22 protein-coding genes are annotated in these 21066 nt (G+C 62.8%); 8 read left to right on the top strand and 14 right to left on the bottom strand.

The genetic code is table 11. The features are described 5' to 3' along the window. Positions 1-52: 52 nt before the first annotated feature. Genes AC3IR3_RS10640 through AC3IR3_RS10680 form a run of 9 tightly spaced genes read right to left on the bottom strand, consistent with a single transcriptional unit; the run spans position 53 to position 8273 of the window. A complete protein-coding gene (locus AC3IR3_RS10640) occupies positions 53-853 on the bottom strand; it encodes a Wzz/FepE/Etk N-terminal domain-containing protein (RefSeq protein ID WP_489196848.1) in 801 nt (266 codons plus the stop codon). Then, on the bottom strand, positions 840-2000 hold the full coding sequence (locus AC3IR3_RS10645) for a hypothetical protein (protein WP_489196849.1): 1161 nt from the start codon (positions 1998-2000) through the stop codon (positions 840-842). Before AC3IR3_RS10645 ends, AC3IR3_RS10640 begins: the two co-directional genes overlap by 14 nt. After that, positions 1997-2944 carry a glycosyltransferase family 2 protein gene (locus AC3IR3_RS10650; RefSeq protein ID WP_489196850.1) on the bottom strand — a complete coding sequence of 316 codons (948 nt, stop codon included), beginning with the start codon at positions 2942-2944 and terminating at the stop codon, positions 1997-1999. The genes AC3IR3_RS10645 and AC3IR3_RS10650 overlap by 4 nt, the downstream gene beginning before the upstream one ends. Before the next feature lie 2 nt (positions 2945-2946). Then, positions 2947-4197, bottom strand: coding sequence for an O-antigen translocase (locus tag AC3IR3_RS10655; protein WP_489196851.1), 1251 nt, complete (start codon positions 4195-4197; stop codon positions 2947-2949). Then, positions 4194-5306, bottom strand: coding sequence for a DegT/DnrJ/EryC1/StrS family aminotransferase (locus tag AC3IR3_RS10660; protein ID WP_489196852.1), 1113 nt, complete (start codon positions 5304-5306; stop codon positions 4194-4196). Before AC3IR3_RS10660 ends, AC3IR3_RS10655 begins: the two co-directional genes overlap by 4 nt. Continuing rightward, positions 5306-6238 (bottom strand): GNAT family N-acetyltransferase, encoded by a 933-nt coding sequence (locus AC3IR3_RS10665; protein WP_489196853.1) that lies wholly within the window; start codon positions 6236-6238, stop codon positions 5306-5308. Before AC3IR3_RS10665 ends, AC3IR3_RS10660 begins: the two co-directional genes overlap by 1 nt. Further along, entirely contained in the window at positions 6225-7178 is a 954-nt protein-coding gene (locus tag AC3IR3_RS10670) for a hypothetical protein (RefSeq protein ID WP_489196854.1), read from the bottom strand. Before AC3IR3_RS10670 ends, AC3IR3_RS10665 begins: the two co-directional genes overlap by 14 nt. Before the next feature lie 7 nt (positions 7179-7185). Beyond that, on the bottom strand, positions 7186-7851 hold the full coding sequence (locus AC3IR3_RS10675; protein WP_489196855.1) for an acetyltransferase: 666 nt from the start codon (positions 7849-7851) through the stop codon (positions 7186-7188). After that, positions 7836-8273 (bottom strand): sugar 3,4-ketoisomerase, encoded by a 438-nt coding sequence (locus tag AC3IR3_RS10680; RefSeq protein ID WP_489196856.1) that lies wholly within the window; start codon positions 8271-8273, stop codon positions 7836-7838. Before AC3IR3_RS10680 ends, AC3IR3_RS10675 begins: the two co-directional genes overlap by 16 nt. 189 nt (positions 8274-8462) lie before the next feature. Here AC3IR3_RS10680 and AC3IR3_RS10685 point away from each other — a divergent pair, with 189 nt between their 5' ends. From AC3IR3_RS10685 to AC3IR3_RS10720, 8 genes are all read left to right on the top strand, one after another. After that, positions 8463-9029 carry a cytochrome b gene (locus AC3IR3_RS10685; RefSeq protein WP_489196857.1) on the top strand — a complete coding sequence of 189 codons (567 nt, stop codon included), beginning with the start codon at positions 8463-8465 and terminating at the stop codon, positions 9027-9029. 53 nt (positions 9030-9082) lie between these two features. Further along, a complete protein-coding gene (locus tag AC3IR3_RS10690; RefSeq protein WP_489196858.1) occupies positions 9083-10426 on the top strand; it encodes a cytochrome C in 1344 nt (447 codons plus the stop codon). 35 nt (positions 10427-10461) lie between these two features. After that, positions 10462-10848: a c-type cytochrome gene (locus tag AC3IR3_RS10695; RefSeq protein WP_489196912.1), complete on the top strand. Its 387-nt coding sequence runs from the start codon at positions 10462-10464 to the stop codon at positions 10846-10848. 34 nt (positions 10849-10882) lie between these two features. Next, positions 10883-11668, top strand: a complete 786-nt coding sequence (locus tag AC3IR3_RS10700; protein WP_489196859.1) for a TorF family putative porin — start codon at positions 10883-10885, stop codon at positions 11666-11668. A gap of 67 nt (positions 11669-11735) precedes the next feature. After that, a complete protein-coding gene (locus AC3IR3_RS10705; protein WP_489196860.1) occupies positions 11736-12320 on the top strand; it encodes an RNA polymerase sigma factor in 585 nt (194 codons plus the stop codon). Further along, positions 12317-12946: an anti-sigma factor family protein gene (locus tag AC3IR3_RS10710; protein ID WP_489196861.1), complete on the top strand. Its 630-nt coding sequence runs from the start codon at positions 12317-12319 to the stop codon at positions 12944-12946. The genes AC3IR3_RS10705 and AC3IR3_RS10710 overlap by 4 nt, the downstream gene beginning before the upstream one ends. Continuing rightward, positions 12943-14247 (top strand): S8 family serine peptidase, encoded by a 1305-nt coding sequence (locus AC3IR3_RS10715; RefSeq protein ID WP_489196862.1) that lies wholly within the window; start codon positions 12943-12945, stop codon positions 14245-14247. Before AC3IR3_RS10710 ends, AC3IR3_RS10715 begins: the two co-directional genes overlap by 4 nt. 705 nt (positions 14248-14952) lie before the next feature. Next, positions 14953-15795: a class I SAM-dependent methyltransferase gene (locus AC3IR3_RS10720; RefSeq protein ID WP_489196863.1), complete on the top strand. Its 843-nt coding sequence runs from the start codon at positions 14953-14955 to the stop codon at positions 15793-15795. 30 nt (positions 15796-15825) lie between these two features. On the opposite strand, the gene AC3IR3_RS10725 is transcribed toward AC3IR3_RS10720, so the two are convergent. The 5 genes from AC3IR3_RS10725 to AC3IR3_RS10745 form a co-directional block, all read right to left on the bottom strand. Further along, positions 15826-16317 carry a nuclear transport factor 2 family protein gene (locus AC3IR3_RS10725; RefSeq protein ID WP_489196864.1) on the bottom strand — a complete coding sequence of 164 codons (492 nt, stop codon included), beginning with the start codon at positions 16315-16317 and terminating at the stop codon, positions 15826-15828. A 77-nt stretch (positions 16318-16394) separates the two neighbouring features. Beyond that, positions 16395-17153, bottom strand: a complete 759-nt coding sequence (locus AC3IR3_RS10730) for an alpha/beta fold hydrolase (RefSeq protein WP_489196865.1) — start codon at positions 17151-17153, stop codon at positions 16395-16397. A gap of 145 nt (positions 17154-17298) precedes the next feature. Then, entirely contained in the window at positions 17299-17973 is a 675-nt protein-coding gene (locus tag AC3IR3_RS10735; RefSeq protein ID WP_489196866.1) for a thioesterase II family protein, read from the bottom strand. A 121-nt stretch (positions 17974-18094) separates the two neighbouring features. After that, positions 18095-19393, bottom strand: coding sequence for an MATE family efflux transporter (locus tag AC3IR3_RS10740; RefSeq protein WP_489196867.1), 1299 nt, complete (start codon positions 19391-19393; stop codon positions 18095-18097). Positions 19394-19534: 141 nt separating this feature from the next. Beyond that, the gene (locus AC3IR3_RS10745; protein ID WP_489191969.1) at positions 19535-20995 is read right to left on the bottom strand and encodes a cytochrome P450; all 1461 of its coding nucleotides are present in this window, start codon (positions 20993-20995) and stop codon (positions 19535-19537) included. Positions 20996-21066 lie beyond the last annotated feature (71 nt).

A 21066-nucleotide genomic window follows, 5' to 3' on the forward strand; every position in this document is an offset into this window, starting at 1 on the left:
ACACGTCTTTGGTTGAATCGGATCGCAAACGATCGCATGGCGAGCAAGGGCGTCACCGGCGCGTCCGTCGCATGGCATCCCTTCCCACCGCTGCCAAACCGCCGAGGAACAATCCGGCGAGGAGGCCGATGCCCCAGATCAGCACGGGATTGGGAAACGCTTTCCGCTCCGGCACATAGATCGGCCAGGGCATCGATGTTTCGAAGGTGTAGTTGGGAACGAGCCGGGCGACCAGTTCGCTACGCGCCTGCTGCAAGGCGCGGATGTCCTCGTTCTTCGATGCGAGCAGCACGCTTGCGAGACCCGTGCCTGTGCCGGCATCGCGCGACAGGCGGTCGCGATCGGCCTGCGCGGTCCGCAGGTCGGTCTGGATCTCGTCGAGGCGCTGGTTCGCCAGCCGGAGCGGCACCTCGCCGATTTGCCGATGGATGGCTTCGAGCCGCGTGACCGTCGCGGTGACCAGGTCGGCTGCCTGCCGTGGCGAGTACGCCCGAACGCGCATCTTGATGAGGTTGGCATAAGGCTCAGGATCCAGCTTCATGCTCTTCCGGTACAAAGAAGCCTCGCGCGACTCGACGGTGAGTCCGATGCTCCTCGCTACTTCGTCCTGAAATGCCACGGTCTCCAGGCGTTCGATTACCCGCAGCAACGACTCGACCTTTGGGTCCTGTCCGGCAGGTGCCGGCGCGATCTGCCCTATCTGTATCCACGCCGTCGCTTCCCACTGGTCGCGCGCGATGCGTGTATAGGCAAAGGTAAGCGCCAGAACAACGATCAGAACGGCCACGAACCAACGCCACTGGCGCAGCAGAACCCGCCACATGTCGATCAAGTAGATGTCATCCTGTTCCATGGTTGCTCACTGCTGAAGTGGAGGGAAAGTCGTGGGAACGGCGATCGGGCAACCACGCCGCGATCACCTGCATGACCAGGCACAGGCCGATGAATCCCGCGTTGGTCAATGTGTATGCCTGCGGTGCGAACGGCGACATCACGCAGACGTAGGCCACGCGAAGGAAGATCAGCAACGAGAAAAGGGACGCCGCCGGGCGGAGCCGTCGGGCACTCCACAGCAGCAACGCATACAGCACGCCGATCGCGAGTACGGCACCTGCAGGACCCATCGCCATCGCAAACGGAAAGAACTCCGTGCCCACGTTGATGTTCGGCGCATCCAGCGGAATATCCGTTCCCGCGGTGGCCACCGATCCGCTCAGGGGAACCAGCTGGTTGATGAGGAAATCGGCATTGGCGTAATGCTTGGCCACGATGGCGCCGAAGTTGTACGGACCGGCGCTGATGTACAGCAGCAGCCATTTGATGCCCTGCGGCATCGCGCGGTACATGTCGCCGAACGGCAACGCCACGGTTTCGATCGAACCGGACCGCAGCATGCCGAGGACCGAGAACCCGCCGCCGCCGGCAAGCGCAAGCACACCGATGGTCTTCCACGGCAAGGGCCGTGCCTCGTCGCGCCTGAAGATAATCACCAGACCCAGCGCCATCAGCGACGCGAAGAGCCGGTTGCGGTCGATTACCAGGATGGGAAAAACGATGCCCGCGACGATCAGTGCATTGCGCAACCAGCGTTGCCTGGCGCAGAGCAGGCCGATCGACGGTAGCGTCCAGCACATGTCGGAGATGTGCCTGACATGCTCGCGCCCCCCTTCCATCGTGGCGTACGACGCCGGATTGTCGATCAGCGGAATGGGAAACAGCGTCAGGTCGAGCAGGCAGAACACGATGACGACACCGGCGAACGCCAGCGCGACGAAGGCATCGCGGGTGCCCGCATAACGGCGCGAACGGAAGGCCGCCAGCGGCGGCAGGCGAACACCCGAGAACGCGTCGACGAACAGGATGGCGGCGGCGCTGAGGACGAGGATCAGGATGCCGTCCAGATACCCGGTCGGCAGATCGTAGGTAAGCAAGGTGAGCCCGCAGGCGAACAGGATCGGCAGGCAGAGGTAGACCGAGGGCCATCTCAGCAGCTGTTTCATGCGCGCTCCACATGGTGATTCGCGGAGGCGAAGCGGAACTTCGATGCGACGACGAGGCAGGCATAGGCCAGCAGGTGCAGTGCGACGCGCGCGTGCCTCTTCTGCAGGAAGGCGATCTTGGCACCGATGTAATAGGACTCCGCCCGCAGCAAGCTCCGGCACGGTTCGTCGAACAGCTCGGTCCGGCGAATCGCGACCTGCCGGGCCTCGGAAAGGTTCGCGATACGTGTCGCCGTGTGCCGGGTCTTGCTCAGGTTAGTATCGTGAAGCCGGTACGCACAGACGCTGACATCGATGAAGCCGAGCGCATCGCGGGCCGCCAGGCGAAGGAACATGTCCCAGTCGTCGATGCGCAGGCCTTCGGTCCAACGGGACACGATTTCCAGCGCACTCTTCCGGAGCAAGGTCACCGGACCGCCGATCGCCCAGCGGGTAATCACGGCGCGCCTGATGCCTTCGTCGGACCGGTATAGCCGTTTATCGGCACCGTGCAGATCGCGCATGCCGCTGTCGTGCAGCTTGTTGTCCTCTCCGTCCACGACAATCGAATCGCCGATCACCGCGCCCTTACGCGGATTCGCCAGCAGATAGCGGACCTGCGCATCGAGGCCGCCGGGCAGAAGGTAATCGTCGCTGGACCCGAGCCGGAGCAGTTCGCCATGCGACCGGGCGACCAGTTCGTTCAGGGTCGCCGCAATGCCCTTGTTCTCGCATCGCACATATTCGATCGGCAGGTCGTCGGCATGCAGGGACACCCACTCGGCAATGCGCTCGCCCGTACCGTCGGTCGAACCGTCGTCGATGATGATGAGCTCCTTGGCCGGATAGGGATCGTCCAGCACGCTGTCGAGGAAACGCTCGACGAAGCGCTCGTGATTGAACGCGGGAACCAGTACGGACACCAGTGGCATCGCCACCGCATTCTTCGTTGGATAGGCGGACATCGTCAGAGTTCTCCCAGGTAACGGCGAACGACCAGGACGTTGAATACGAGATAGGCCACGTAGTTGATCGCGAACGCGTACATCGCGCCGATCAGCCCGACATGTGCCGTGAGTACGTAGACCAGTACGAGGTAACTGGCGGCGAAGACACATTCGGAGATCACGAACAATCGCGTCATGGCTTTCGCCAGCATCACGTAGGACAGGATGAACGAGGCGATCTTCACGATGTCGCCGACGAGCTGCGGTCCGTACAGTGCATTGGCCGAAGCGAAGTCCGCACTGAACAGCACCTCGGTCACCCACCCCCTCAGCGTGTAAACCGCCGCCGCGAGCACGACGACCACGGGTAGAATGTAGCGGTACGCGTTGCGCAGCTCGATGACCAGTGACGCGCGCGCCTTGGTCGATGCCAGCTTGGGCAGGTAGTAAATGTTGATCGCGGTCGTGAGGAACAGCAGGTAGGCATCCGAGACGCGGCTCACCGCCTGCCAGTAACCCACCTGCTCCCAGCCGAACTGCTGTGCGAGGTGGTCGCGCACCGCGATGTTGACCAACGGGGGCAGCAGCGCGGAGCTGAGCGTCATCACCGAGAACGTCGCCAGACGTACGACCATCTCGCGATCGAAACGCATCCGCAGCATGTCGTGCTGAAAGTATGGGCTTCGCCACCACGTGGGCAGCCCGACGACAAGCCACAACACCTGGCCCAGTACGAGTGCCAGCAAGGCACCGTAAAGATGCAGCCAGCGCGACAGCCAGATCGCCATCGCGATGCCGAACGCCGAACCAAGCACCTGGATGAACGCCAGGCGGCGCACGTCCATGAAGCCGTTGATCACGGCGATGATGTAGTTGAGCAGCGCAATCCCGAGCTGGGCCACCGCGAGTATGCGGATCAGGTTCTCGTAGCGGGGATCGTCGAGTAGCCACAATGCGAGGCGGTGACTGAACAGCAATGCGGCGCAGCCCATCAGGCACGTAGCGCAGAGCGAATACCAGAGCGCTGCCGCGAGGAAGCGCGACAGCCGCGCGGGATCGTCGCGGAACTCGGCCACGTATTTAACGATGGCGGCACTGATGCCGCCGCCGGCCAGCACGGCCAGCAACGACATCAGGCCCATGAACTGGCCCAGCTTGCCGACGCCTTCGGGACCGGCGTACCAGGCGACCAGCTTGATGACGACCAGGCCCGCGACCAGGCGCGCACCGGTGCCAAGGGCCGAATAGAAGCTGGATCGGACGATGTTCATGTGGCGTCGTCGAACGTCAGGCAGGCCGCGATCACCCGGTCGACGGAAGCGGCATCGAGTGTCGGACCCATCGGCAGGCTCAGTACGTCGTCGTGCAGACGCTCCGTTACCGGCAAGCGAAGGTGTCCCAGTCCGGCATAAGCCGGCTGCTTGTGCGGGGGGATGGGATAGTGGATCTGAGTCTGGATGCCGTTTGCGTGCAGATGCCGCTGCAATGCATCCCGGAACGGACTGCGCACGACGAAGAGATGCCAGACGTGCCGCTCTTCGTTCGTCACCTCGGGCAACACGATATGCGGATGGCGGATGCCATCCCGATAGCGGCCCGCGACATGGCGGCGCCAGGCCGTATCGCGGTCGAGGTATGCCAGCTTCACCCGAAGCAACGCGGCCTGCATCTCGTCGAGCCGCGAGTTGAGACCCGGATGGAGGTGGCGATACTTCTCGGACGATCCGTAGTTGCGCAGGGCCGCGACACGCTCCGCCAGTCGCGGGTCGTCGGTAACGATCGCCCCGCCATCTCCCAGTGCGCCCAGGTTCTTGGTGGGAAAAAAACTGAATGCCGCCGCGTGGCCGAATGCGCCCGCCTTGCGACCGGCGTCCGATGCGCCGTGTGCCTGGGCCGCGTCTTCGATCAGCAGCAGTCCATGACGGCGGGCAAGCGCTTCGAGAGCGTGCATATCCGCCAGTTGGCCGTACAGATGCACGGCCATGATCGCGCGCGTGCGCGGTCCGATGGCCGCCTCGACACGTGCCGGATCGAGATTGAAGGTAGCTGCGTCCGGTTCGACGGGCACCGGCACCAGCCGGTTCTCGCTGATGGCGAGGAAGCTGGCGATAAAGGTGTTGCCCGGGACGATGACTTCGTCGCCGTCGATCAACGCACCGAGCTGCTTATAACCGCGCAGGATCAGGGACAAGGCATCGAGGCCGTTGCCGACACCGATCGCGTGGCCGACACCGCAGTAAGCGGCGAATTCCCGCTCGAACGCCGCCAGCTCGTCGCCGAGCACGTACCAGCCCGAGTCGATCACGCGTGCCGTCGCCGCTTTCAACTCATCGGCGTAGCGCGCGTTGACGTCGCCCAGGTGCAGAAAAGGGACGTCCATCAGAGCGTCCATTCGTAGAAGTCGTGCACGACCGCGCGTGCGCCGAAGGATTCCTTCTGCGCGATCAGGCCGCCATTGAGTACCGCCCCACCCTGCTCCGTCGATACGCCAAAGGTGAAGTGGACGCGGTCCGCGTAGACGCCACCGATCAGTTCGCCCAGAAGGAGACTGAGCGCGCCCAGTCGCAATCCCTCCTCCGACGCTGCCATGTATTGCGTATGCGCCACCCGGCCGAAGTCGTAAACGACGACGCCAGCCAGCAGGACATCGTCGCGGCGGGCTTCGTATAACACGATGTGACGCGGGAAGCGGGAGCGCAGCAGGGTCAGTTCGTCCGCGCTATGCGTCGGACCGGCCTCGTGCTTGCGCAGCGTTTCCGTCAGCACGGCATGGAACCCCGCGAGATCGTCGCTCACGCGCATCTGGATACCGGCTTTCCGTGCCTTGCCTATGGAGTGCTTCCGCCCCTGCGAGAAGTGGAACGTGTCCCGCAGCGAAATTGCCGATGACACATCGCGCCGTATCAGTCGCGCGCCGAAGCGATACAGGGCGTAGAGGTCTTCCTCCGCGTGATACGTGTGATACACGTGGGGCACAGCTTTGTAGACGACGCGTTTTACACCCTGCGACCGGTAATGGCCGCCCACCTGCCCGAAGACATCGAGCGTGGCTTCGGTACGCATCGCCGGACTCACGATCAGGCCGGCATAGGTGAGGCCACCGTGGCTCACGATGCCGTCGTCATGGAGGCTGGCCGGCAGAACCGCCACGACTTCGCCGTGCCGCTCGACGACAAGCGAACGGTCGACGAAACGCTGGGCGTGGTAATCCATGTAACCGCGCCGATGCAGCAGATTGCCGTTACGCGAACGCGCCACCAGATCGTCCCACGCTTCCGCGTCGGCCGGCACATAAGGCCTAACCGTGAACATGGATGACTCCATTCGGGCGGACATCGCGCGCTTCGGCCACGCCGAAGCCGTCCACGCCCATGTCGTTGCCGTTGTAGAACATCAGCAGCGTGTCGCGTTGACGGATCAGCGCCGGATAGCAGATGACGCGCGAATCCCAGCCGTCGGCGGAAAGCGCCAGACCCAGCGTTTCGTCGCGGCGGTCCCAGTGGATGCCATCGTCGCTATAGGCCACGCCGGGAAAATATTCTCCACTCCGGTTCCCGTGCGTGAAGTACATGACGTACCGGCCATCGATCCGGTACACGCGCGGCCGGCCGATCCGGTACTCATCGTCCTGCGGCAGCAGGCAGACGTGGTCCTCGCGCGGCAAGCGGGCAAGATCGTCCGTTTCCAGGTAACGGATGTGGTATCGGGGAAAGGGATGCCCGGCGATGGACTCCCAGTCGTTGCCCACCGCGTACCACAAGCGCCAGCGTCCGTTCTCGTGGATCGCCGAATGCACCGCGCCGATCGTGCCGCGGCCGGGCGCACGATCGAGGATGGGGGTTTCCTGCACGCGTCGGAAGTGGTGGCCCCCGTCGATGGAAATCGCCAGCCCCGTAAAGGCGAGGAACTTGGCTTTGGCGACCCGCTGGAAACCGACGTAGAACAGATGCAGACCATTGGCCGTGTCCACGACATCGCCCAGGATCACGCCGTTGTCGTCGAAACAGCCGTCGCGACCGATATCGAGCGCCGGCTCGGCACTGACGTTCACGACGACCGTGGGATCGTCTGCAAATACGTCTACGTAACCGATCCGGCTGGCACCGTCCGCGTCGCGGAATCCGGCATAGATGCGGATCAGGTCGTCGTCGAGTCGATACGGCGTCGGCGTGAGCGCCGAATGCCGCATCCATCCGCCCACGCCCTGGCGCGCGGTGTCGAACACCAGGCCTTTCTTGGTCCACTCGACCATGGGCGCCTCAGAGCCTCACGTCGAAGCTTGATTTATCGGGCACCGCACGCGCTGGCGAGCCGACGTAGATCCGGCCCGGCTCCGTATCGCGCGTTACCAGCGATCCCGCGCCGATGAGATTGTCGGCGGCGACCTTGACATGATCGTTGAAGGTACTGTTCACGCCGATGAAACTGCTTTCGCCGATGTCGCAGTAGCCCGAGATCACGGCGTGCGAAGAGACGAAGACGTGGTCGCGCACGACGGTGCGATGGCCCACGTGGTTGCCGCTCCAGAGGATGCAGTTCGCACCGATACGGACGAAGGGCTGGATGACGTTGCCCTCGAAGATAAAGGTGTTTTCGCCGATGTCGGCCCCGCGCCAGACGAACGCCCGCGAGCTGACATACGTGGCGAAGCGGTAGCCGCGCCGTTTCGCATCGAGGTAAAGACGCGTGCGCAGGCGATTGAGCTGGCTGGCCGGAATGGCGACGAACAGGTCGACGTCGCCGGGCGGGTATTCGACCTCGAGCGTCTCATAGGCGACGACGGGTCGACCGGCGAGTACCGGCTGCGCGATGTAATCGCGTTCGACGCTGAAGGCGACGACGTCGCGATCGCTGTCGTGTTCGAAGTATTCGCAGGCGATCATGGCGAACTCGCCCGCGCCGATCAGGACTAGCGGGCGTGCCATGCCGCACCGCCCTCCGCGTACGCGAAGCCGTTGACCTCGCGCAGGAATTCGTCGTAGTCGGTGATGTAATCGGTCGCGTCGTAGTACTGGTCGGCGAGCACCATCAGCACGCAGTCGTCGCTGAAGTCGTATAGCTCGCGCCAGACCATGCTGCCGAGCAGGAGTCCTTGCGACGGATCGTCGAGCACGACCTCTACCGGTCCGGTGCCGTCGTCGAGCAGGAAGGTGACGGAACCGCGCACGGTGACCGCCAGCTGGTGGAGATGGCGATGCGCGTGTCGTCCGCGATGCACGCCCTCTTTCGTGGCGAACAGGTAATACACGCGGCGTATCTCGAACGGGACATTCCGTTCCTCTTCCAGGGCAACGAGCATGCCGCGGTGATCGCCGTGCGGCTGCAACGGTATGCGTTCGATTTCCATGCTCGGGACCAGGCAGGTGATTGAGGACGTCTCACGGGGTTGAGTGCCGTTGGTTTTGTAAAAGGTTGCATCGATGGGGATGCAACCTTTTGTCGCCAGTCCGGCACTCAATGCGCATTGGGTCGCCTCACCGTCGCAGGACATGCGTCGGGCGGGCACGGGGATTGGCAGCGCGTAAGGGCAATCGGTATGACGCTGGAGAAAACGACTTCGCCGGAAGACGCAACAGCGAGGCATCCACGCCGGCTGGTGGCATTGCACTGGCTTACCGTCCTCGCCGTGGTCGCGGCGGCCACGTTCATCCTTACCCGCGATGAGGTCTCCGGTCGCGCGCTGCGCACGTGGCTGCTCGAAGGCCATCGCCACGCGGGCCTGATCGTATTGGTTCTGTTCGTTGTCCGCGTCGCGGTGCGCTTTCGTCTCGGCAAGCTCCCGCACGATGGCAATACGTCACGGCTCGTCCGCATGCTTGCTGCCTCGACTCACGTGGCCTTGTACGCGTTGCTCCTCGGCATGCCCCTGCTCGGCTGGGCACTGAGCGGTGCGCAGGGCAACACGGTCCATTTCTTCGGCATCGCGCTGCCGGCGCTGGTGGGTGAGGACGAAGATCTCGCGGACAGATTGCAGGCCTGGCACCTCGACGCAGCGTGGGTGCTGCTCGGTCTGGTCTGTCTGCATATCGCGGCCGCGCTCTGGCATCACTTCGTCCTGCGCGACGGCGTGCTCCGCAGGATGTTGCCCGGACCTCGCCCATGAAAGGTGCGCCTCCTTCATCCATCGCCGCACCCTATCGATCACAAGGAGTTTTCATGCCGTCTTTCCTGCTCCGGTTCGCGATGCGCCGGCCGACACACCGCTCGCTGTGGAGCGGCATCGCCCTGCTTCTGCTGATGGCCAGCCATGCCGCCCACGCCATCCCTGCCTATGCCCGGCAGACCGGATCCGCGTGCGCGGATTGCCATGCCGGTGCCTATGGTCCGCAGCTGACGCCTTACGGCATGCGCTTCAAGCTCAACGGTTACACCGATACGGATGGCAAGGGTTTCAAGGTGCCGGTATCCGGGCAGCTCACCGAAACGCATACGGCACCCGCCCGCGGCAATAGCACCACCAACCTGACCGAAGGCGATCTGTATCTGGCCGGACGCCTCACCGACAACCTCGGCGGTTACGTCAAGATCGAGGCCGACCACACCGGGCACAACACGCACAACACCAAGCTGAGCAACGTCGACCTGCGCTTCGTCGCCAGGGAACTGAAGATGCGCGGCAAGGACCTGACGCTCGGCGTGAGCGTCAACAACAGCCCCGGTTTCCAGGACCCCATCGCCGCCCTGCCGAACGCGGCGCTGATCGGTCCGCCCGGTGTCACGGGCACGCTGCTCAATCCATCCAGCCCCAATACGCTGACCGATCGCGTCATCGGTGCCAGCGTTTACGGTCTTTACGATTCGGTCTGGTATGGCGAGGTCGGTACGTACAAATCGCTGCCGACATCGCAGCAGGACCGCCTCGGTTACAACATCAACGGCGATCCCGGAAAGCTCGGGGATACGGGGTATTTCCGCTTCGCATACATGAAGGACCTGAAGCGGCAGTTCTTCTCGGCGGGCGTTGTCGCGCTGACGACAAAACGACAGCTACCCCGATCCGGACCCAGCGACGACCTGACCGATCTCGGTTACGACCTGACCTATCAATACCTCGGCAACCGGGAACACATCGTCCAGGCGAGCTACGTCAACATCATGGAGCGGCGTCATTACGGTACCCGGCTCCTCGGACCGGATGGCTTCGTCGCACCGGGCCGCGCGACCGTGCACGATCAGACCGCGACACTGACCTATACCTTCAGGCAAACCTACGGTGTGGTGCTGACGCACATGCTCAGTACGGGGCCGCGCGACGCGGTGCGCTACACGCCGTACGGCGATCCCAACGCCACCAGCAACCTCATCACGGTGTTCTGGGCGCCCTTCGGCAAGGACGACTCGTACACGACCATCGCGAATCTGAAGATCGCGGCAACGTGGTTCCGCTTCACCCGGTTCAACGGTCGCTACACGAACATCTTCGGTGCCCCACCCGGTGCGCTTCCCACCAGCGCGGGCGACCTCAATGCGTTCTCCGTCTCCGCCAGCCTGGCGTTCTGAAACCCTACGGGAGTCCATGTGTGAGTAAGTTATTCCTGGGCCCATCCATGCGGCGCATTGCCGCCGCCGGCCTCTTCGCCGGCTGGATGATGGCCTCCCCCCTCGCCGTGGCCGGCGATCCCGCCGCGGGAGCGGATGTCTACAAGTCGGAATGCGCCGAATGCCACGCCGTCAAAGAAGGGCGCAACAAAAAAGGCCCCAGCCTGTTCGGCATCGTGGGACGCAAGGCGGGCAGCGTGACGGACTACAACTACTCCGACGCCTTGCGCAAAACCACGTGGGTCTGGTCCGCGGACCAGTTGCACACCTATCTGTCGCAACCGGCGAAGCAGGCCAATCCCGGCACCAAGATGAAATACGATGGCCTGTCGGATGCCAAGGATCTGGACGATCTGCTGTCGTACCTGAGCACTCTTCACTGAAGCCCTCTTCATCACCGACCCTTCGAATGACGACGTGATATTACGCAATCGCCCCGGGTTTCCGCACAGGGGAAACGCCTCGCCGTGGTGGCACGCCACGACGAGGCGTTCGCGCGTCCGTCGTCCCGGACTCGGATGGCTCGCGCTGACCTTCGGTTTCGTGGCGCCATTGCACGCCCAGTCGGTCGGCACGACCGGCACGGTGGCGATCAGTTCGCAGCTGGTCGATCGCGGCGTGGCGATCACGCCGTCCACGCCCATCTTGCAGGGCGCCGTGTCCTGGAACTATCCCTCGGGGTGGTCGCTGGGCCTGTCCGGCAGTACCCGGCTGCGCTCGCCGGGACGTTTCGTCGAGACGCTGGCCCAGGCGGCGCACTCCTGGACGGTATCCAGCGACTGGCAGATGCAGGCCGCCGCGATCTATTACCGCTATCCGTCCAACGGACCGTGGCATGTCTACGACCGTGCGGAACTGGCGGTCAACTGGATCTATCGCGATATCCTGACCGTCGGCCTGTCGGGTTCGCAGCTGTTCCACGGCGCGGATCACGGCCCGCGCGGCGCGGCCGATATCGGCTTCCGCTGGCCCCTGGCACCGCATCTGACCCTGTCCGCCGGGGTGGGGATCGCCCAGACGCTGGTCCGGCCTCGCTATCCCTACTATGCGGAGTCCGCCCACTACGCGTATGGTCAGGTAGGACTGATATGGGCCAACGGCCCCTGGCGAGTAGAACTGGCGCATATCGCGAGCGACCAGGAGTTACGGCGCGGGCAACCGGGCGTCTCACCATGGACGGCGACGATCGCACGGTCCTTTTGATTCCACAGGCAACCTTTTTGCCCCGATCGGGTACTTACGTGCTCCATCCCACGGTTCCCGCGAGCCCATGAACGACGCCGAGAACGACGCCGACGCCACCGACCGGTTGCTCCTGCAGCGCATGTCGGCGGGCGACCGTGTCGCCCTGACCGTCCTGTATCGCAGTTACCACGGCCGGCTGTGCCGCTTCCTGTCCCGACTGACCCGGCGGCCCGACATCATCGAGGAAGTCATCAACGACTGCTTCTGGATCGCCTGGCAAAAGTCCGCCAGCTTCCATGGCGACTCGCGGGTATCGACCTGGATCATGGGCATCGCCTATCGCTGCGGCCTGAAAGCCTTGCGCCAACACGGCAGCGAACCGGTCGACGAAGACAGCCTGCCGGAGGATCGCATTCCCTCCCACGATCCCGACGACGATCGTGTACTGCGCGACTGGCTGGGCAAAGGACTCGATCGCCTCTCGGTCGACCAGCGGGTCGTGATCGAACTGGTTTACGGCGTGGGGCATTCGCTCGACGATGTCGCCGTCATCATGCAGTGTCCGGTTGGCACAGTGAAGGCCCGGCTGTTCCACGCGCGGGTGAAGTTACGTAACGTCCTCCCCGGCCTTGCCGGAGAGGTGTCCACCACAAAGGAGAGCGTGCCATGACGTTCCCGACGGATAACGGCAGGGATTGCAGCCGTGCCTGGGAAGCGATGCCCTGGGTGCTGCTCGACAGTGCCCCACAAGAACAGAACGAAGAGTTGATGGCCCACCTGTCGACCTGCGAATCGTGCCGCGCGGAATTCGCGCAACAGGATCGTTTGCGCCGTGCCGTGTCGTTGCCTTCGGATATCCCGCTCGACGCCAACGTCGGACTGAAACGTCTGCTCGCCCGTCTGGACGCACCGCAGGAGGAACCCGTCCGCGCTCGCCCGGGCGGCTGGTTCACGCGTGCGCTCGTCGCCGCGGTCCTGCTCCAGGCCGTGGGCCTCGGCGCGCTCGGCATCCGGCTCTGGTCGGAAGAAGCCAACCCGGCATATCGCACTCTCAGCCAGACCGCTGCGCCGGTTACGGCGGGCGCGATCCACGTCGTGCCCGACACGACCATGAAAGTGGCCGACTGGGATGCCGTGCTGCGCAGCCTGCACCTGCAGGTCGTTGGCGGTCCCAATGATGTCGGCGCGTATACGGTCGTTGCGACGGACCCGGCATCGACACCGGAACAGACCTTGCGGTTGCTGCGCGGCACGCATGGCATCCGCTTCGCCGAGCCTGTCGCCGGTACGCCATGACGCGACGTTTCCTCGCCCTTGCGGCCTGTCTGATCGCCCTTGCCGCCTGCACGCCCACGCGCCCCGACGACCGGGCCGCGACGGCACGCCCCGCGAGCAACGGCGTGGCGTCCATGGACAGTCGGCGCGACATCGTATTGGCGGTTGCCAACCCGCTGGAGCCCGCGGCGACGCATGCCGGTTCCAGCGTGCTGGGCTACACGCCGGCCGGTCACTACGGCGCCGGCCAGCGCGCCGTCACCGTGCTGGCCGACCTGAAACAACACTACGGACTGCACGAGGTCACCGGCTGGCCCATCAAGGCCCTCGATCTTTACTGCGTCGTGGTGACCCCGGCTCCCGGTGTGGATCGCGACGAACTGATCGCCACGCTCACGAAAGACGAGCGCGTACAGCTCGCCCAGCCGCTGCAGGACTATGCCGTCTATACGGACGAGAAAACGCCTGCGGCGCACCACTACAACGACCCCTACGCCGACCTGCAACGCGGCTTCGTGGCAACCAGTGCCGCGCTCGCGCACAACGTCAGCCAGGGCGAAGGCGTGCATATCGCTATCGTCGACACCGGCGCGGACCTGACCCATCCGGACCTGCAAACGCGCATCCACGATACCCACGACGCCGTCGACGACGACACGGCCGCATTCAATCGCGACGCGCACGGTACCGAGATCGCGGGCGTCATCGCCGCCGTTGGCGACAACCATCAGGGCATGGTCGGCATCGCGCCCAAGGCGACACTCAGCCTCTACAAAGCGTGCTGGTATCCGGCCGACGGTCACGGTGCCGCGCGTTGCAACTCCTTCACGCTGGCCAAGGCGCTCGCGGCGGTCAACGACACGGATGCACGCATCGTCAACCTCAGCCTCGGCGGTCCGGCGGACCCGTTGCTCGGCAAACTGCTCACGCACCTGTTGAATCAGGGTCGCATCGTGGTTGCGGCACTGCCGCCCGATGGCAACGTTCGCGGATTCCCCGATAGCGCGGCGGGTGTCATCGTCGTACGCTCCGGCGCGGCGACGGCGCCACCGCCGGGTGTCCTCAGCGCACCCGGCAACGACATCCTGACGACACAGCCTGGCGGAAGTTACGACTTCACCTCCGGATCGTCGCTCGCCGCCGCCCACGTGAGCGGCATCCTTGCACTCCTGCTGTCGCTTGCCCCCGATATGGACGCCCAAACGGCGCGCGACCTGCTCCTGCGCAGCAGCAAGATGTCCGATGGCGTACTCGAGGTCAACGCAGCCTCCGCGGTGGATGCCCTGATTCGCGAACGGAAAGGTGCCCACCGGCAGGGATGAGTGGCATAAGGACATTCGCTGGGTGGCTCGTGTTATTCGTGACTTGGTCGCCTCACGCTCGTGGCTCGGGGAAGCCGCGACCGGGTTGGCCCTTGGGGCCTTCGGCGCCGTCCCTGCGGGAGCGGGCGGTAGCGCCACTTCGCTCCGTCACTAGGTATCGCGGCCCTCGGCTAAGGCGGCCCCAAGAGCCAACCCGGCCACGGCACCGTCGACGGCGGTTTGCTGCGGGCAGAGCGCGAGCCGATGCACGTGATGGGACGGGACCAGATACGGTCACCACCGGTCATGCGTCACACGCTGCTTTCCCCCACGTAACCGCAACCTCCGGAAGAGCCGTCGGCCACCGCCCTCGACGCGACTTGCGGAACCGAGCGCGGCGGGCGGAAAAGGCCCGTAAGGGGGCGGACCAGGACGGTCCGCCGTTTTCGCTGAGGCAGGAGCCGAATCGAAAACCCCCGCCCGCCGCGCGGGCGCGACGGGGCGCAGCCATAGAACACCAGCCGCGCAGCGGCTATCCCTTCCCGAGCGACGGTGGAGACGGAGCGTCGAGGGCGGTGGCCGACGGCTCTCCCGTAACGTCCGAGCGCCAAAGCGATGGCGAAGCCGAGCCCGCCCCAAAGTGCGCGAAGAACCTCTTTTTCCCCTACGATTGCGGCCCGTTTGTTGGTTACCGCTGGATATCCGCGGTGTGAGGAGAGTTTCGTCGTGTCCCACTATTCCGGCCCCCTGCTCACGCGCCCGATCGCCGAGGCACTGCTGACAGCACGCGACGCGGGTGCGAGCGAATGGACCGGCTCGCTGGATCTTGGCCGCTCGAATGGCAACGTTACGCTGCAACCAGATGCCTGGCAGTGGCGGGACCAGAGCTATCCGTATCCACCCGCGCTGAAAGATCGCACGATCTATTACCGGGACGGCGACACCTACGAGCCGGTGTCGCGCTTTTCCGGATCGCTGATCAAGCTGGTACCCACGCCATGGGGTGCGCCCACCTTCGAGATCGACGGCATCAAGATGCTGCCTACCTCGAAGGAATCGCCGGTTGACGACGCGCGGCGCAAGGTGGCACTCGTCGAGCCGCGCGATAAGGCGGTACTCGATACCTGTGGCGGTCTGGGTTACTTCGCTGCCTGCTGCCTGGAGGCTGGCGTTGGAAGTATTCAGTCGTTCGAGAAGAATGCGGATGTGCTGTGGTTGCGGACGCTCAATCCGTGGTCCCCTGACCCGCAGGCGTCCGACGCCGGCGGTCGCCTGCGGGTCACTCATGGCGACGTATCGCAGGCGATCATGCAGATGGCCGACGCTTCGATGGATGCGCTGCTGCACGATCCGCCGCGCTTCGGCATCGCCGGCGAGCTTTATTCCCTGGCGTTCTACGAGCAACTCGCGCGCGTACTACGCCGCGGCGGTCGTTTGTTCCATTACACCGGCAGCCCGAACAAACTCACCAGCGGTCGCGATGTTCCGCGCGAAGTCGCCAAACGACTGGAGAAGGCCGGCTTCAAAGCGCAGTTGGCGCTGGACGGTGTACTCGCGACCCGCCGTTGATCGCACCGTCGCTACCCGAACGCTCGCCAGCTATTTCTTGGGTGGAAACCACACATTGAGGATTTTTCCTTCGCGCACTTCGTAAATCGCGATGGCCTCCGGTGTGCCCTTGTCCGCGGGCAGGCCGAGGATGCGCTCGTGGTCAACGACGATGGGACCGTTGACGATCCGCGTGACAATCTCCGCGCGAAACGCAGTGGGCATCGTTTTCAGGAATGCGTAGGTCTTCTTCAGCTCGGCGATGCCGTGATGAACGGGGTTTTTCCCGGTGAGGTCGTAGATGCTGACATCGGGTGCATAGCAGGCGGCGAAAGCATCGATATCGTGGGCGTTATAGGCCGCCAGTTGCACATTGACCACCTGAGCGGGGTCTGCGGAGGTGCCGCACGTTGCGGACGCCGGGGCGGCGACGCTCTGTGCCGAAGCGGACGCGCATGCGAGAAACAATCCGAGCACGCCGCACGCGATCGCGATGGATGGCGTAAGCGGCGGGCTGATCGTAAGGCGTGACAGGTCTACCATCGGAGGCCGCCTTCGTGAGGTTGTGCTGTGCGCCCGATGCTTTCAGAGTTCACGGGCAACTTCAAGTGTCGGGCTCGTCAGGCCTGTCGAAGGAACCGCTCGATACTGGTTGCCAGTGTGAGCGGCACTTCATTCATCGGATAATGTCCCGCATTGGCAAGTACTTCCAGTTCCGCTTGCGGATACCAGGCCAGATACGTGGAGCGCATCAAGTCCGCGTGGAATGTCGGATCGTGTTCGCCTATCAGCACTTTGACTTTATGCGGCTGTCCTTTGACTTCCGCGCTGAAATTCGTATTGCTCCATGCATTCAGATACCCGGCGAACGCTGGCGTGGCGGAGTGTTCCACCGAGTATGCAGCCTTCCAGTTTACCCATGCGCGTGAAAGACGCTGGCCTGTACTTCGATCGATGATCGCTCGACGGTTGTCGACATGCTCGGCTGCTCCGTCGAACAGCGTTCGGCGCACCGTGTCGAACGCTACCCCGCAGGACGGAACCGGGGCGACAGGAACGAGCATGCGTACTCGCTCCGGAGCCAACGTCGCCACGCGCTCGATCGCCATGCCTCCCATCGAGTGACCGATGAGGCTGAACGTGTCGAATCCGAGATCGTTTGCAAGCGTTAGCGTATCGGCCGCAATTTCATCCATGCTGTAGTTCCCGCCAACGGATTGCATGCCTCCGTAGCCACGGTAATCCATGAAGACATAGGTGAACTCATCGACACTGAGCGCCTCTTCCATGGGGGAAAAAGAACGGCAGTCGCCAAACCAGCCATGAAGGACGATAACGGGATGAGGTCCGCTACCTACGCGGTGCATGGTATTGATCACATGGTTTCCGGAAGCGATCGATTGCGCGTGTTGCGCCAGGCAGATGCATCCAATCGTAGAGTGCGCCGTGCGTCTCCCGCTTCCGGTATCGGGCCAATAAGCGCAGGAATCGGGCCACTTCTGTCACCGACTCGTGCCGGATCTGTCATGCGTAACTATGGGCAGCCTTCGACACATCGTTGCCGAGCCATCTGCCGAACAGGTCGTTGATGAGGGCTTCCCGATGTTCGGTAAGGTAGAAGTGATCGCCGTCGAACCTTTGACAGACCAGATCATGCGCAGCCCACCGATCCCAGGCCAGCATCCTGTCCGGATGAACATGGACATCGCGGGACCCGGCATATGCCGTCATCGGGAAGCGAACGTCGCAGCCATTCGGTACAACATAGTCGTCGATAAGATTGAAATCCGCGCGAAGTATCGACAGCACCATGTCGAGATACTCGCGGTGCCCGAGAATTTCCTTCGGCGTACCACCGAATCCTTCCAGTAGCCGCAACAAATCGGCATCGCTCAGTTGTGCGCGCGAGATGTCCCTTCGGCACAGTTGCGGTGCGGGACATGCGGAGACAAAAAGATGCTGTGGAACGGTCCGTCGGTGTTCGTGCAGTTGCCGGGCCAGCTCGAAACCGACCACGGCACCCAGGCTGTGGCCGAAGAATGCAAAAGGCAGGTCCAGAGGCAGCACCTCCACCAGCATGTTCGCCAGTGCCTGCATCTGGTCTACCGGTTTCTCGGCTATGCGCGCTTCCCGTCCCGGCATCGCCACGGCCCATACCTCGGTATCCGGAGGACAGTACTTGTGCCACTCCCGAAACAAGGATGGGCCCCCGCCTGCATGATGGAAACATATCAGGCGGCGACGAGCGGCCGGGCTCGCGCCAAAGCACCTGAACCAGCGGCCGGGATGCTTCACTTCCGTTCGCATAACGGTGGCCTCCTCAAGTCTCGGCGTGCGCCAGTACGATGTCGTTCTGACGATGCTTCACCGCCAGCCATATCCGCCAGAAATACAGTGCGCCGATGATGGCCTCGAATACCGATCCGATGACCCAGCACGTTGGCAGGAAGTTCGCATCTCCGACATGTCCGGTCGTCACGACGTATATCGTCGGAATACTGATGGCCCACATCAGAATAAATCGGGTGAAAAACAGGAACCTCGTCAGCCCGAAGCTTTCCATGACTGCCGCTCCGGTCATGGAGAAGGTGAACGCCAGCGAATAGGTCCACAGTATCTGTGAGGTCGCGATCGATGCCCTTTTGATTTCCTCCGGCTTGCCCATCAGCCCGAATGGGCTCAGCAATATCTCGGGCGTTGCTATCTGGAAAAACGAAATCACGACGACGTAGATCAACTCGATCGTCAGTGTGACGAAGAGAATCCGGGGTATCTGCGGATAGTCGCCTTCGCCGATAGCCTTCCCGCACAACACGCTACACCCGATACCCAGTCCGATAAGGGGAATGATTCCGATGTAGTTCACGGTCAGGTTGATGTTGTTGGCGGCAAGCGCAATCGATCCCAGTCCGGCAATGATCCAGATAAACGCGGCATTCCCGAGGTTATCGATGCCGGCGGAGATGCCTATGGTGAAACCCTTTTTAACGCGCGCGAGAATCTGGCCCAGTATGTGGTCGCCTCGTTTGACGATAAGTTTCTTCACATTTACCCATACGTCGCTGGGCATGAAAGACAGATAGCAAGCCAGAATCGCAAGCGTGCCGAACAGTGTTCCGATAGCCGAGCCCCGCATGCCAAGCTCGGGCAATCCGAACTTGCCGAACACCAGTCCGATGGTCATGACGATGTCCACGGCCTGTCCGATCAGTCCGGCGATCAGGGTGATGCGGGTTCTGCCAATGCCGTTGAAGTACGACGAAAGCGACATATTGAATGTCATCACGCTACCGAAATAGCACGACCAGTACAGGAACTGCGACTCCAGGTGGGTAATGCCCGGAGGGCGGTTGCTCAGGAATGGAATCATCTCGATCAGCGGTGCCATCAGCAGCAGGATAACGACGAGTGCGGCGCCGACGAATATCCCGATGGCAGCCTGATAAGCCGCCTCGCCCTGTCCGGATCGCCCGTATGCCTGCGCGACGCACGACCTTGAGAATCCAACCGCCGAGGTAAAGAAAGCGACGATCGCCATCGCGGTATAGATGGCCGGTCCGGAAGCTGCCAGGGTGTCGTTCGAGTACCTCGCCAGGCAAATTCGATCGACGAGCAGCATGAGCAGGTTCCCGACCATCGAGCCCATTAATGGAATCGAGACGTTCAGGATTTTCCTGGCTATTCGAAAATCGAAGCCAACCCTATTCCGATTCAATGCGATGCCCCCTCGGGATGCGACGTCATGGGTGTGGAGCGATGGTCAGACACGAAGCTTGAGTCGCACGGGTACCGCGCTGGGACCCATGAAGAAGTTCATGAGCTGCTCGACCGGCGGTGCGTCGGCATCCAGTTCCAGTTCGAAGTTATGCATGATCATCGATACCACTACCTTGATTTCCGTCAGGGCAAGGAAGCGACCGGGACACAGGCGTGCACCGCCGCCGAACGGGAAAATCTTGCGTGAAGGATCGTCGTCCCTCTGCGGTTTTTGCTCGAAGATCCAGCGCTCCGGAAGGAACTGCTCATTTTGCGGGAACTGAGCTTCGTCCAGTCCCTCGCCGATGGTGGATACGATGATGGCCGTATCCTTCGGGATAAAGGTATCCGCGACCACACAGTCGGCATTGCTGCCGAGACCGATAAACGGTGCGACGGCCCTTAGCCGCTGGGTCTCGTTATGTGCCGCCTCGAGATACGGGAATTGCTTCATCAGTTCCCAGTCGCGCACGAGCGGTTCGGCACCAAGCACCGCATCGGTTTCGTTGGTCAGGGCGGCAGCGGCAGCAGGATTCCGTGCCAGCAGATTGATCATCCACGCGATGGAGTTGGCCGTCGTATCTTCGCCGCCAATGACACTGAGGGTGGCATTCTCGATGAGATCCTGATCGGTGAAGTTCGATTCGGGGTTGTCGCTTGCGGCGATCATCGCCTGCAGCATATTGGTGGGCTTTTGCCGCAGGTGTGGCTGCTGCTTCATAAGCTCGCGCGTGTTCCTGACGAATTCAACGACGGCCTGCTCGACCTCGACCGCGGACTTATCGGCTGCACGATCCACCGGAAGCTTGAGATAGCGCCAGTAAGGAATCAGCGCGGCGTTACGACTGCCCAGTCGCCGGAACAGGTTGTCGATATTGCGTTGCAACTGATTGTCGTCGTCGTTGACCGCATCGATGTCATGCCCCATCGCGATACCCACGACAATATCGAGCGCCAGAGCTTTCAGGTCGCGACGCAGATCGACGGGCTTGCCGTCCGCCACCGCAGCCTTCCAGCGCGTGAGCATCCGTTCGGTCATGAATGTCATCGTAGGGAAGAAGTTGCGCACCACCTCGGCATTCAGTCCTCCCATGACCAGCTTGCGCTGCTTTCGCCAGTCATCGCCCTCCGCGGTAATGACGCCCTTGATGTTCAGTTCGCCCATGATCGTCTTGAGGTTTCTGGTTCGCCTGAAGCCATCGGGACGTTCTTTCAGCAAGCTGCCGACAGCGGTGCGATCCGAGACGATCACGAGCGGGCGGCCCAGGATATTGAGGCGATAGATCGGTCCGAACTCACGAATCCATTTCGCGAGTGTCAGGTGCAACTGATGTCCACCCACCTGCAGCAGGTTGCCGAAAAATGGTTGACCCTTGGGGCCGGGCAGGTCCGCAATCGTGCGCGAGTACTTGAGCTCGTCTATGTTTTCCACATCCGATTCAGGGGCTAACGTGTTTGAATCCATGAGGGTATTCCCGGGTGCATGGTGTCTTTCCTGACTATCTCGTTGCATCTGCTTGTCAGGTACCGTGTGCT

The sequence above is a fragment of the Luteibacter sp. GL_149 genome, from assembly GCF_057834065.1.

Coding starts and splice junctions, on each gene's coding strand:
- AC3IR3_RS10640 (WP_489196848.1), bottom strand. CDS start 853: ATGGAACAGGATGACATCTACTTGATCGACATGTGGCGGGTTCTGCTG.
- AC3IR3_RS10645 (WP_489196849.1), bottom strand. CDS start 2,000: ATGAAACAGCTGCTGAGATGGCCCTCGGTCTACCTCTGCCTGCCGATC.
- AC3IR3_RS10650 (WP_489196850.1), bottom strand. CDS start 2,944: ATGTCCGCCTATCCAACGAAGAATGCGGTGGCGATGCCACTGGTGTCC.
- AC3IR3_RS10655 (WP_489196851.1), bottom strand. CDS start 4,197: ATGAACATCGTCCGATCCAGCTTCTATTCGGCCCTTGGCACCGGTGCG.
- AC3IR3_RS10660 (WP_489196852.1), bottom strand. CDS start 5,306: ATGGACGTCCCTTTTCTGCACCTGGGCGACGTCAACGCGCGCTACGCC.
- AC3IR3_RS10665 (WP_489196853.1), bottom strand. CDS start 6,238: ATGTTCACGGTTAGGCCTTATGTGCCGGCCGACGCGGAAGCGTGGGAC.
- AC3IR3_RS10670 (WP_489196854.1), bottom strand. CDS start 7,178: ATGGTCGAGTGGACCAAGAAAGGCCTGGTGTTCGACACCGCGCGCCAG.
- AC3IR3_RS10675 (WP_489196855.1), bottom strand. CDS start 7,851: ATGGCACGCCCGCTAGTCCTGATCGGCGCGGGCGAGTTCGCCATGATC.
- AC3IR3_RS10680 (WP_489196856.1), bottom strand. CDS start 8,273: ATGGAAATCGAACGCATACCGTTGCAGCCGCACGGCGATCACCGCGGC.
- AC3IR3_RS10685 (WP_489196857.1), top strand. CDS start 8,463: ATGACGCTGGAGAAAACGACTTCGCCGGAAGACGCAACAGCGAGGCAT.
- AC3IR3_RS10690 (WP_489196858.1), top strand. CDS start 9,083: ATGCCGTCTTTCCTGCTCCGGTTCGCGATGCGCCGGCCGACACACCGC.
- AC3IR3_RS10705 (WP_489196860.1), top strand. CDS start 11,736: ATGAACGACGCCGAGAACGACGCCGACGCCACCGACCGGTTGCTCCTG.
- AC3IR3_RS10710 (WP_489196861.1), top strand. CDS start 12,317: ATGACGTTCCCGACGGATAACGGCAGGGATTGCAGCCGTGCCTGGGAA.
- AC3IR3_RS10715 (WP_489196862.1), top strand. CDS start 12,943: ATGACGCGACGTTTCCTCGCCCTTGCGGCCTGTCTGATCGCCCTTGCC.
- AC3IR3_RS10725 (WP_489196864.1), bottom strand. CDS start 16,317: ATGGTAGACCTGTCACGCCTTACGATCAGCCCGCCGCTTACGCCATCC.
- AC3IR3_RS10740 (WP_489196867.1), bottom strand. CDS start 19,393: ATGCTGCTCGTCGATCGAATTTGCCTGGCGAGGTACTCGAACGACACC.
- AC3IR3_RS10745 (WP_489191969.1), bottom strand. CDS start 20,995: ATGGATTCAAACACGTTAGCCCCTGAATCGGATGTGGAAAACATAGAC.